The sequence below is a fragment of the Mycobacterium sp. genome (assembly GCF_039583805.1).
GTDB lineage: Bacteria > Actinomycetota > Actinomycetes > Mycobacteriales > Mycobacteriaceae > Mycobacterium.
In genome coordinates this window covers 17,627-28,948 of sequence record NZ_JAVKSH010000037.1, presented here as the reverse complement: position 1 = coordinate 28,948, position 11,322 = coordinate 17,627, and the positions used below count along the sequence as shown (strand labels likewise).

12 protein-coding genes, 1 pseudogene and 1 riboswitch are annotated in these 11,322 nt (G+C 70.3%); of the genes and pseudogenes, 8 read left to right on the top strand and 5 right to left on the bottom strand.

All coding sequences use genetic code 11. The features are described from left to right. Positions 1-163 precede the first annotated feature (163 nt). Positions 164-365: pseudogene (locus tag ABDW21_RS07100) on the bottom strand (hypothetical protein); the annotation flags it as partial. Between the two features lie 232 nt (positions 366-597). Beyond that, a riboswitch (SAM riboswitch) is annotated at positions 598-717 on the top strand. A gap of 164 nt (positions 718-881) precedes the next feature. Here ABDW21_RS07100 and ABDW21_RS07095 point away from each other — a divergent pair. The 5 genes from ABDW21_RS07095 to ABDW21_RS07075 all read left to right on the top strand — a co-directional run bounded on the left by ABDW21_RS07095 (position 882) and on the right by ABDW21_RS07075 (position 5,041). Beyond that, on the top strand, positions 882-2,231 hold the full coding sequence (locus ABDW21_RS07095; RefSeq protein WP_343601803.1) for a bifunctional o-acetylhomoserine/o-acetylserine sulfhydrylase: 1,350 nt from the start codon (positions 882-884) through the stop codon (positions 2,229-2,231). 24 nt (positions 2,232-2,255) lie between these two features. Continuing rightward, positions 2,256-3,389: a homoserine O-acetyltransferase gene (locus tag ABDW21_RS07090; protein WP_343601802.1), complete on the top strand. Its 1,134-nt coding sequence runs from the start codon at positions 2,256-2,258 to the stop codon at positions 3,387-3,389. Then, positions 3,386-4,129, top strand: a complete 744-nt coding sequence (locus ABDW21_RS07085) for a class I SAM-dependent methyltransferase (protein WP_343601800.1) — start codon at positions 3,386-3,388, stop codon at positions 4,127-4,129. Before ABDW21_RS07090 ends, ABDW21_RS07085 begins: the two co-directional genes overlap by 4 nt. Before the next feature lie 219 nt (positions 4,130-4,348). Continuing rightward, entirely contained in the window at positions 4,349-4,612 is a 264-nt protein-coding gene (locus tag ABDW21_RS07080) for a type II toxin-antitoxin system prevent-host-death family antitoxin (RefSeq protein WP_343601798.1), read from the top strand. 3 nt (positions 4,613-4,615) lie between these two features. Beyond that, positions 4,616-5,041 (top strand): type II toxin-antitoxin system VapC family toxin, encoded by a 426-nt coding sequence (locus tag ABDW21_RS07075; RefSeq protein WP_343601796.1) that lies wholly within the window; start codon positions 4,616-4,618, stop codon positions 5,039-5,041. Positions 5,042-5,156: 115 nt separating this feature from the next. Here ABDW21_RS07075 and ABDW21_RS07070 read toward each other — a convergent pair whose 3' ends face one another. Then, positions 5,157-5,735, bottom strand: coding sequence for a hypothetical protein (locus tag ABDW21_RS07070; RefSeq protein ID WP_343710237.1), 579 nt, complete (start codon positions 5,733-5,735; stop codon positions 5,157-5,159). Between the two features lie 444 nt (positions 5,736-6,179). Beyond that, positions 6,180-7,622 (bottom strand): FAD-binding oxidoreductase, encoded by a 1,443-nt coding sequence (locus ABDW21_RS07065; RefSeq protein WP_343710236.1) that lies wholly within the window; start codon positions 7,620-7,622, stop codon positions 6,180-6,182. 266 nt (positions 7,623-7,888) lie between these two features. Between ABDW21_RS07065 and ABDW21_RS07060 the strand changes: the two genes are divergently transcribed. Beyond that, the gene (locus ABDW21_RS07060) at positions 7,889-8,299 is read left to right on the top strand and encodes a DUF732 domain-containing protein (RefSeq protein ID WP_343601790.1); all 411 of its coding nucleotides are present in this window, start codon (positions 7,889-7,891) and stop codon (positions 8,297-8,299) included. Here ABDW21_RS07060 and ABDW21_RS07055 read toward each other — a convergent pair. Further along, the gene (locus tag ABDW21_RS07055; RefSeq protein WP_343710235.1) at positions 8,296-8,571 is read right to left on the bottom strand and encodes a DUF3017 domain-containing protein; all 276 of its coding nucleotides are present in this window, start codon (positions 8,569-8,571) and stop codon (positions 8,296-8,298) included. The two genes, ABDW21_RS07060 and ABDW21_RS07055, sit on opposite strands and share 4 nt — an antisense overlap. Continuing rightward, positions 8,568-9,413: a bifunctional methylenetetrahydrofolate dehydrogenase/methenyltetrahydrofolate cyclohydrolase gene (locus ABDW21_RS07050; RefSeq protein ID WP_343601788.1), complete on the bottom strand. Its 846-nt coding sequence runs from the start codon at positions 9,411-9,413 to the stop codon at positions 8,568-8,570. The genes ABDW21_RS07055 and ABDW21_RS07050 overlap by 4 nt, the downstream gene beginning before the upstream one ends. 26 nt (positions 9,414-9,439) lie before the next feature. On the opposite strand from ABDW21_RS07050, the gene ABDW21_RS07045 reads away from it, so the two are divergent. Together ABDW21_RS07045 and ABDW21_RS07040 are read left to right on the top strand one after the other, a co-directional pair. After that, on the top strand, positions 9,440-10,642 hold the full coding sequence (locus ABDW21_RS07045; protein WP_343601787.1) for an NADH:flavin oxidoreductase: 1,203 nt from the start codon (positions 9,440-9,442) through the stop codon (positions 10,640-10,642). A 126-nt stretch (positions 10,643-10,768) separates the two neighbouring features. Beyond that, positions 10,769-11,322, top strand: a 554-nt coding sequence (locus tag ABDW21_RS07040; RefSeq protein ID WP_343710234.1) for an FHA domain-containing protein, incomplete at its 3' end; no start/stop codon positions are given.

Genomic DNA, 11,322 nt, shown 5'->3' with positions numbered 1-11,322 from the left:
GCGTTGGCCGATCACGGCTTTGGAGCCGGCTTCCACAGCACAAGAGCCGATGAACATGCCGTGCTCGCGGAAGTAGGCGCATGCGGTGGGCGTTGGTTTTGAAGTAGGCCAACGCTTTGGTGGTGTCTGTGGCGGTGTCGCCAGTCAGGGGCAGTCGGGCGGTTTGGTTGACCAGGGTTTCGATGTCGCCAGAGTCGAGGTCGGCCAAGCGGGCGGCCAGCCAGTCGGCGTGGGCGTCACCGAGTATGGGCTCGAGCGGTTTGGCGAGGTCGTGCAGGTGTTGGCGGGCGTGGTAGAGGTCGACGATCGGGGTGGCTTCGGGCCAGTTGGCGGTGGCCAGGTTCGGTGATCCAGGGGGCGCCGTCGCCGAGCACGACAAGTTGGCGGTCATCGCCGGCGGTCATCCATCGCAAAACCCGACGCGGCACAAAACGAAGACCAGACCCCTCAGCCGGTAACCGACCGCCCGGCCGGTCACCGAGGGCTGGACTCACCAGCCGTGGTCACCCCTCCGAATTTTCGTAGGAATTTTCGTGGGAACGCGCGGCCGCAAAAGCAGGTGGCGTCGGATCGGGCCGGTGCGATAAGCTAGCCCGAGGTCATGAGCGCCAGCGTCAAGCCCCGGCTTGCTGGCCGGCAACCCTCCAACCGCGGTGGGGTGCCCCGGGTGATGACCGGGTTGAGCGGCCGCAACCGGCCGCACGGCAAGCGCGGGTCCGCCATGACGGGCCCCCCGAGTAGACAGGGAAACCTGATGCGCGCCTATTTGGGCCGGCCCCTCGTGTGTCGCAGTTGCTGAACGAGTGGCCGCCGGCCGACGCCGTCGCCAGACGGCGAGCCGGCAACGCCAGCAACCGCACCTTCCAGCAGAAAGCCGCCACATGACCGCTGACGACAGCACCGATCCGGCCGCGCACTGGTCGTTCGAGACCAGGCAGATCCACGCCGGCCAGCGGCCGGACCCGGTCACCAACGCCCGCGCCCTGCCGATCTACCAGACGACGTCGTACACCTTCGACAACACCGCTCACGCCGCCGCCCTGTTCGGCCTGGAGATTCCGGGCAACATCTACACCCGGATGGGCAACCCGACCACCGATGTCGTCGAGCAGCGGATCGCCGCGCTGGAGGGCGGCGTGGCGGCGCTGTTCCTGGCGTCCGGGCAGGCCGCCGAGACGTTCGCGATCCTCAACCTGGCCGAGGCGGGCGATCACATCGTGTCCAGCCCGCGGCTGTACGGCGGCACCTACAACCTGTTCCACTATTCGCTGGCCAAGCTGGGTGTCGAGGTCAGCTTCGTCGACGACCCCGATAACCTGGACTGCTGGCGTGCTGCGGTGCGGCCCAACACCAAGGCGTTCTTCGCCGAGACCATCTCCAACCCGCAGATCGACGTGCTCGACACGCCGGCGGTGTCGGCGGTGGCGCACCAGCACGGCGTGCCGTTGATCGTCGACAACACCATCGCCACCCCGTACCTGATCCAGCCGATCAGCCAGGGCGCCGACATCGTGGTGCACTCGGCCACCAAGTACCTGGGCGGGCACGGCGCGGCGATCGCCGGGGTGATCGTCGACGGCGGCACCTTCGACTGGGCGAACGGCCGCGGATTCCCCGGGTTTACTACGCCCGACGCCAGCTACCACGGCGTGGTGTACGCGCAGTTGGGCCCGCCGGCGTTCGCGGTCAAGGCCCGGGTGCAGCTGCTGCGCGACTACGGCTCGGCGGCGTCGCCGTTCAACGCGTTCCTGGTGGCGCAGGGCCTGGAGACACTGAGCCTGCGCATGGAACGGCACGTCGCCAACGCCCGCCGCGTCGCCGAGTTCCTCACCGGCCGCGACGAGGTGCTGTCGGTCAACTACGCCGGACTGCCGAGTTCGCCGTGGTACGAACGGGCAAAGACGCTGGCGCCCAAGGGAACCGGGGCGGTGCTGGCGTTCGAGCTGGCCGGCGGGGCCGACGCCGGCAAGGCTTTCGTCAACGCGCTGAAGCTGCACAGCCACGTCGCCAACATCGGCGACGTCCGATCGCTGGTGATCCACCCGGCGTCGACGACCCACTCCCAACTGAGCCCCGAGGAGCAGCTGGCCACCGGCGTGAGCCCGGGTCTGGTGCGGCTGGCCGTGGGGATCGAGGGGATCGACGACATCCTGGCAGACCTGGAGCTGGGCTTCGCCGCGGCACGCGCGCACCGCGCCGACAGCGGCGATCCGCGGGCGGCGGTCGTGTGAGCGGCCCGAGTGAGGGAGCCTGAGGTGACGATCTCCGACGTACCGACCCGGACGCTGCCCGCCGAGGGCGAGATCGGGCTGGTCGACATCGGCTCGCTGACCCTGGAAAGCGGTGCGGTGCTCGACGACGTCTGCATCGCCGTGCAGCGCTGGGGTGAGCTGTCACCCGCCCGCGACAACGTCGTGGTGGTCTTGCACGCGCTCACCGGTGACTCGCACATCACCGGACCCGCCGGTCCCGGACATCCCACGCCCGGATGGTGGGACGGCATCGCCGGGCCGGGCGCGCCGATCGACACCGACCGGTGGTGTGCGATCGCCACCAACGTGCTGGGCGGCTGCCGCGGCTCGACCGGGCCCGGCTCGTTGGCCCGCGACGGAAAGCCCTGGGGGTCACGGTTTCCCCGGATAACGGTGCGCGATCAGGTCGAAGCCGACGTGGCCGCGCTAGCCGCGCTGGGCATCACCGACGTCGCCGCCGTCGTCGGCGGATCGATGGGCGGCGCCCGGGCGCTGGAATGGATGGTCGGCCACCCCGACCGGGTCCACGCGGGGCTGCTGCTGGCCGTCGGCGCGCGGGCCACCGCCGACCAGATCGGCACCCAGTGCACCCAGATCGCGGCGATCAAGGCCGATCCGAACTGGCAGAACGGCGACTACTACGACACCGGCCGCACACCGGACGCCGGGCTGCAGATCGCCCGGCGCTTCGCGCACCTGACCTACCGGGGCGAGCTCGAGCTGGACAGCAGGTTCGCCAACAGCCCGCAGGACGGGGAAGATCCGGCGGCCGGCGGCCGCTACGCGGTGCAAAGCTACCTGGACTATCAGGGCGCCAAGCTGGTGTCCCGGTTCGAGGCGGGCAGCTACGTGGTGCTGACCGACGCGTTGTCCAGCCACGACGTGGGCCGCGGCCGCGGCGGGGTGCGGGCAGCGCTGCGCGGCTGCCCGGTGCCGGCGGTGGTCGCCGGCATCACCTCCGACCGGCTGTATCCGTTGCGGCTGCAGGAGGAGCTGGCGGAACTGTTGCCCGGCTGTGGCGGTCTGCAGATCGTCGACTCGATCTACGGGCATGACGGATTCCTCGTCGAGTCCCGCGCCGTCGGCGACCTGGTCCGCCAGACGCTCGAGTTGGCGCCCGCGGGCGTGCGCCGATGACCCGCTGCCGGCCGGACCGCTCGCTGTCGTTCGGCGCCGAGGCGGCCGCCTACGAGCGGGGCCGCCCGTCGTACCCGCCGGAGGCGATCGACTGGCTGCTGCCGGCCGGGGCTCGCGATGTGCTCGACCTGGGTGCGGGCACCGGCAAGCTGACGGCGCGGCTGGTCGAACGCGGCCTGGACGTGGTGGCCGTCGACCCCATCCCGGAGATGCTCGACGTGCTGCGCAGCTCGCTGCCGGACACCCCGGCGCTGCTCGGCACGGCCGAAGATATCCCGTTGGCGGACAACAGCGTTGACACGGTACTGGTCGCGCAGGCGTGGCACTGGTTCGACCCGGCGCGCGCGATCCCGGAAGTGGCCCGGGTGCTGCGGCCGGGCGGTCACCTCGGTTTGGTGTGGAACACCCGCGACGAACGGCTCGGCTGGGTGCGAGAGCTCGGTGACATCGTCGGCCGCGACGGCGATCCGGTCCGCGACCGGGTGACGCTGCCGGAGCCGTTCACCGGGCTGCGACGCCATCAGGTTGAGTGGACCAATTACGTTACACCGCAGGCGCTTATCGACTTGGTGTCGTCCCGAAGCTACTGCATCACCTCGCCGGCCGAGGTGCGCAGCACGACGTTGGACCGGGTCCGCGACCTGCTGGCCAGCCATCCGGCGCTGGCCGACAACACCGGCATCGCGCTGCCGTACGTGACCGTCTGCGTGTGTGCGGCACTGGCGGCCGCCGGCTCGTAGCCGCGTTGCCGGGCCGCCGCGCCCGGCTTGGATGCCGCCAACGCCGCCAGCGCACCTTCCTTGGCGACCGTGCGAATCCGCATGATCGTCGTCCTGTCCACCTGATGATCGGGCGGCGAGCGAGTGAGCAGTGCAGGATGATTGCCCGGTCACGGGCCGCCGGGGTGTTCGGTTGGGCACGACGTACAAGTTATTGCTCTTCTGTTGTACACTGCTGTCATGGAGGTGGCAGTGAGTACGTTGCGGGCCGAACTCGCGGACTGGATCGAGCGGGTCCGCGCCGGCGAGGAGGTCGTCGTCACCGATCGGGGAACGCCGGTAGTGCGGCTGGTGGCTGTGGACACCGCGCCGCTGCTGGAGCAGCTGACTGTGCAGGGTGTGGTGAGTCGGCCGCACTCGGCCAGCCGGCCCACGGCTCGCCGAGCAGCACGTGTGCATGCTCGAGGGTCGGTCTCCGACCTGGTGCGTGAACAACGCCGCTGACCCGTGCCGATCGTTTACTTCGACAGCAGCGCCTTCGTCAAACTCCTGGTCGAGGAGGATGGCAGCGACATCGCCGCCGCGCTATGGGATGGCTGCGACGCCGCGGTCTCTTCTCGGTTGGCCTACCCCGAGGTGTGCGCGGCGCTGGCGGCTGCCGGACGTGCACGCCGCCTGGGTGCCGACGAACAATTCCAGGCCCAGGCGATGTGGGAAGAGTACTGGGCAGCCACCCGCACGGTGGAGCTGACTGAGAACATCGCCCACCACGCCGGGCAGCTAGCCACAGCGCACGCGCTGCGTGGCGTCGACGCAGTCCACCTGGCCAGCGTCCTGGCTGTAGGCGTCGACGACACCGTGTTCGCCGTGTGGGACCAGCGGCTGCGCACCGCTGCGCAGGAGGTCGCGGTAGGGCTAGCGCCGAGCCAGTAGCCAACCTGGCCAAGGCTCCCCCATGGTCATGGCAGGGATCTTTCAGCCAGGCGATGACGGCGGCCCGAGCGCCGCGTTTACGCCGGTCCCGGCGTGAGTCCGGTTGCCCGCCTGATCAAAACGGAAGCCCCAGGTGTGCAAGGAGCTGAGCGACGATGTCGACAAACCCCGCGTCGATGACACCCGGGATCGTGCCGAAGCTAGCGGAATCCACCCCGAATTCTGCCGAGCGTCCTGCCATTTCGGCCGAGGAAGACGCCGTGCTCGCGAAGTCACCGGCTTGGATGGCCGCGACGTAGGTTTGGTCAGCGTCGAGCAAGCCCTGAGAACCCTGGACCAGCTGCTGGTCGGCGTCGAGCAACAGTGGGCTGGTTTGGTCGGCTGCGGGCAGGCCGGCGACGATCGGCTCTTGTTGGAGGACAAATGAATCGAGGTTGAGTGCCTCCGACTCGAAGCCAACGAGTATCGACAAGTCCTGCGCGTCGAGCGACGTTGTGGGAGCCGACTCCAACACCGAATTGGCTTGGGACAGATCCGACGCGGCTTGGCCCACCAGGCCGTCGGCGTCGTCGGCATGGGCGGCCGGCGCAGCCGCCACCCCGATCAGCGCTGCCGCCAGCCCAGCACCGGAAGCCACGCCGATACCGGCGCCCCACTGGCGGACACGATGCACGCCCCGGTGGTCACTGCTCAATTTTGTCATTGTAAACCCCCCTCCCAGGCAGAATTCAGAACTCTGACTGCGGGGCCGACCCTACCAGCAAGCCAGGTGTCGCCGACCGCAGTCCCGCTGCCTGCGGGAAGGGTGCGTTTGCCGCCGTCAGCCCTACATCCGGTCGATGTCGGCTTGGGTTTTTGCTCCAGCTCGCTGGGGCGCAGCTGGTTGGCCCCCGGTTGCAGCCGCATCGCCTCCTCGACCGTCCGGCGGGTGGGCCGACACCGCCAGGTCTGCTGCCGGCCACCCATCCGAAGCGGGCCGACAACCCCGGCATCGCGCTGCCGTAGGTGACCGTCTGCGTGTGTGCGGCGCTGTCGGCGTGAGCGATCACAATCCTGAATCCGGCTCGCAGCCTTCGTCGTTCGCGCGCAGCAGTTTTTCATCGGTAGTGGTGGGAGTTGGTTGTCGGCCGCCGGTGCGTCAAAAATTCACGCCGGAGAACATGACCCGGCCGGGATCGTACTTCTGCCGCACGGCGCTGAGCCGGGCCAGATTCGGGCCGAAGAACCGCGACGCCGGCTGGTTCGCCTCAAGATAGTTCACATAGCCGCCGACGGAATACGGTTGCACCGCGCGGTGTGCCGTGGTGAGCCAGCCGGTGGCCGCCGAGGGGCTTCCGGATGTTTCGACGTACCACTGCACCAGCGCGTACTGCCGCCGCCACGGAAAAGCTGTGGCCCCCGGTGCCACGTCGGCCAGGGCGCCGTCGAGCGCGTGCATGATGACCAACGGGCGGCCCGCCCCGCGCGGAAAGGCGCCGAACGCCGCGGCGATCCCCTGGGCGGCGGCCGGGGTGATCACCGGCAGCACGTCGGACCCGCCGACGTATCCCAGCGGCGACGGGTTGAGGTTGCCGACGGCCAGGTAACGCACCAGATCCAGGTAGGTCGAGGTGTGGTTCTCGGTCCCGGTCGGCTGCATTCCCACGGCTGAACTGATGGCGTCCGCCACGCTGCCGCCCGACCCGACCGGGCACGTTGCGAGAATGCGACAGTGCGTACCCAGCGCGTCGGTGGTGGCGTCGGCCAGAGCCCAGCTGCTGCGGTCGGCGGTCCGCAACCAGTTCTGCCAACCGAGCAGCACCTGCGCGAACGACTGCGCCGGGAAATTGAGGTTCACCACGTCGACGTCCCCGGTCGGGAACGTGGCGAAGGTCAGCGACGTCGTCACCCCGAAGTTGCCGCCACCGCCGCCGCGCAACGCCCAGAACAGGTCGGGGTGGTCGGCGGCGGACGCGGTCACGGCCTGACCGCCGGGCAGCACCACCGAGGCCGACCTCAGCGCGTCACACATCAGGCCCGCGTGACGGGAATGGGCGCCCAGGCCGCCGCCCAGGGCGTGCCCCGCGGTGCCGACGCTCGGGCAGGTGCCGGTGGGGATGCCCCGGCCGGCAACGGCCAGCGCCTGGTGCAGCGCGTACAAGTCGGTCGCGGGCGCCACCGTGACGAGCCCGCTGGGAGCGTCGTAGCTGATTCCCCCGGGCAGCTGACGCAAGTCGAGCACCATGGTCCCGTTCGCCGTGGACGCCCCGATATACGAGTGCCCGCCACCGCGCGGAGCGACTTTGACGTTGTGGGCGGCGGCGAATGCCATCGCCTTCTGCACGTCCGACGATGACGTCGGGACGACGACTGCCGCGGGAGTCAAGTCGTCGTAGATGGTGTCGAAAACCTCTTTGGCCGTGGCGAATTGCGCACCGTCGCCCGGCGTCAGCACCTGCCCGCCGATGGCGGCCGAAAGACCGGTCCAGCCCGACACGGGGTCGGCGCCGGCCCGGACCGAGCCGAACACCGCGCCGGCCGCCAACGCTCCGACGGCACCCCGCAGAAACGTCTGACGTGAGATCTCTCGGGCTGGCGGCATGGTTGGCATTGTCGACCACGTGCGGGTCAATGCCCCGCTGCCGCACGCCGTGTCGCATGACGATCGGGTCCCGGATCGCGGGTCGGGCGCCGGACCGTGCGCGAACCTTTACCCGGCCGTGTTGTGAATGTGACGGAGAACGACCAGAGTTTCTTGTGTGAGTCGAGTGCCGTTCGGCGCTCTCCACAGTGACAGTTCACGACCGTGTCAGTTCATGACCGTGACAGTTCACGACCGTCACAGTTCATGACAGTGAGGAGCGAGCCATGTCGGCGCTGAACAACCGGTGTCACCGGGTATCACGCGTGGTAGCGGGGGCCACCTGCGCGATCGCCGTCGGTGCGGCATCGGCGACTCCCGCGCGGGCAGACGCGATCGACGATTCGTTTCTGTCCGCGCTCAGCAGCGCCGGGATCGATTCCAGCGACCCCGGCAGTATGGTTTCGATGGGCCAGTCCATCTGCCCGATGCTGGCCCAGCCGACCGAGACGTTCGCTTCGGCCGCGTCCAGCGTGGTCGGCGGCGGGATCTCCCCGATGGTGGCGGACATGTTCACCAGCATCGCGGTGTCGACGTACTGCCCCGAACTCATGTCGTCCATCGCCGACGGCCAGATGCCCAGCATGCCAGGCATCCCGGGCATGCCGGGCATGCCGGGCCTGCCGACCGGGCTCTAACGGGTGCCCAGCGGGTCGATCGTCGCGGCGATGTAGACCATCGACGCCGCAACGACGGCGGTGGTCGCGAAGTCGACACCCCTGGTGCGCACCACCAGCACGCCGGCCCGCTCGTCGGAGAGCAGCAGCCGCAGCGCCGCGGCCACGCCCACGCCGACGCCGATCAGCAGGGCGCCGCGGCGCCAGAAGCTCGCGGCCACCAGCGTGAACGCCACCGCGAAGACCACCCCGACCGACAGGATCGGCCACTGCGACCGCAGCGCCGTCCTCATCGCCGCTCGGCCAGCTCGACGACGTTGGTCAGCAGGAACGCCCGGGTCAACGGCCCCACACCGCCCGGATTGGGCGACACGTGACCGGCGACCTCCCACACGTCGGGCGCCACGTCACCGACCAGCCCGGCGCCGGTCCGGCTGACGCCGACGTCGAGCACCGCAGCGCCCGGCCGCACCATGTCGGCGGTCAGCAGGTGCGGCACGCCGACCGCCGCGACGATGATGTCGGCCTGCCTGGTCAGCGCCGCCAGGTCGCGAGTTCCGGTGTGGCACAACGTCACCGTCGCGTTCTCCGACCGCCGGGTGAGCAGCAGCCCCAGCGGGCGGCCGACGGTGACGCCGCGGCCGATGACGACGATGTGGGCGCCGGCAATCTCGACGTCGTAGCGGCGCAGCAGCGCCACGATGCCGCGCGGCGTACACGGCAGCGGCGCGGGGGTGCCCAGCACCAGCCGGCCCAGGTTGGTCGGGTGCAGCCCGTCGGCGTCCTTGGCCGGGTCGACGCGCTCCAGGGCCGCGTTCTCGTCGAGGTGCCCGGGCAGCGGCAACTGCACGATGTAGCCGGTGCAGTCGGGGTCCGCGTTGAGTTCGTCGATGGTCTCGTCCAGCTTGGCCGCGGTGACGTCGGCCGGCAGGTCACGCCGGATCGAGGTGATGCCCACCTTGGCGCAGTCGGCGTGCTTGCCGCGAACGTAGGCCTGCGACCCGGGGTCGTCCCCGACCAGGACGGTGCCCAGGCCGGGCGCGCGGCCCGCCGCGGTCAACGCCGCCACCCGGTGCGTGAGGTCGACGAAGATCTCGTCGCGGGTGGCTTTGCCGTCCAAAGTGATCGCGCCCACGCCAGACAGTCTGGCAGGCTGCCGGTATGCCCGCAGCCCCGGATGTGTTCGCCCCCGGCCCGCTCGGTCCGCTGACGCTGCGCAACCGCGTCATCAAGGCTGCCACCTTCGAGGCCCGCACACCCGACGCGCTGGTCACCGACGACCTGATCGAGTATCACCGTCGGCCGGCGGCCGGCGGGGTCGCCATGACGACCGTCGCCTACTGCGCGGTCTCCCCCGGCGGGCGCACCGCCGGCAACCAGATCTGGATGCGTCAACAGGCCGTCGCCGGGCTGCGCCGGCTCACCGCGGCGGTGCACGCCGAGGGGGCGGCGGTCAGCGCGCAGATCGGCCACGCCGGCCCAGTGGCCGACGCCCGGTCCAACAAGGCCACCGCGCTGGCGCCGGTGCGGTTCTTCAACCCGATCGCGATGCGTTTCGCCCGCAGAGCCACCCGCGACGACATCGACGACGTCATCGCCGCGCACGCCGACGCCGCCCGGCTCGCCGTGGACGCGGGTTTCGACGCCGTCGAAATCCATCTCGGCCACAACTATTTCGCCAGCGCATTCCTGAGCCCGCTGATCAACCGCCGCGACGACGAGTTCGGCGGCACACTTCAGAACCGGGCCAGGGTCGCCCGCGGCATCGTCACCGCGGTGCGCCGCGCCGTGGACGACCACGGGGACGGACGGATCGCGGTGACCGCCAAACTCAACATGGCCGACGGGGTGCGCGGCGGCATCACCGTCGACGAGGCGCTGACCACGGCCAGGTGGCTGCAGGACGACGGCGGGCTGGACGCCCTCGAGCTGACCGCGGGCAGCTCGCTGGTCAACCCGATGTACCTGTTCCGCGGCGACGCCCCGGTCAAGGAGTTCGCCGCCGCCTTCCCGCCGCCGGTGCGCTGGGGCATGCGCCTCGCCGGCCGCAAGTTCCTGCGGGAATACCCCTACCGGGACGCCTATCTGCTGCGCGACGCGCGGCTGTTTCGCGCCGAGCTGTCCATGCCGTTGATCCTGCTCGGCGGCATCACCAACCTCGCGACGATGGAGTTGGCGATGGCGGAGGGCTTCGAGTTCGTCGCGATGGCCCGGGCGCTGCTGGCCGAGCCCGACCTGGTCAACCGGCTGGCGGCCGACGGTCGTCACACCTCGGCGTGCACGCACTGCAACCGGTGCATGCCCACGATCTACCGCCGCACCCGCTGCGTGGTGACCGGCGCCCCGGACGCCAGCCTGACGTGACCGACGGTCGCATCGTTCGGAGTTGCATGCGGCCCAACCGATACAGCGCAACCGATACAGTCGGTCCGGTGAGCCGACCCGCGACAGTTCGCTACAGTGCATTCGACATTCGCTACAGTGCAGTCGATGAGCCAAGCGGCACCGCACGTGCTGACCGTGCGCTACGACGGGTCCGCGCGGACGTTCGCGCCGGGCCATGACGTGGTCGTCGGACGCGACCTGCGCGCCGATTTGCGTATCACCCACCCGCTGATCTCGCGCGCGCACCTGCTGCTGCGTTTCGACCAGGGCCGGTGGCTGGCGATCGACAACGGTTCGCTGAACGGGACCTTCGTCAACGGCCGCCGGGTGCCGGTGGTCGACGTCCACGACGGCCAGTGCATCAACCTGGGAAACCCCGACGGGCCGCTGCTGGCGTTCGAGGTGGGGCGCCACACCGGGATGGCCGGCCGCCCTCCCATGACCGCGTCGATGCGAGCCGTCCAACCGCAGGGGCCGCTGTTGCGTCAGCAGCCGGTCCGCCAGGGCGGTGGTTCGTGGCCGCCTCCGGCGCCGTCGGCGCCGGCGCCGTGGTCGCACCCCGGCGCCGCACCGCCACCGCGCCCGGCCTATCCGGTCAGCTCACCGCAGCCCCCGCCGCCGGGCCGGCCGCCGCACCCCGCCCAGCCGGCCCTGCCGCC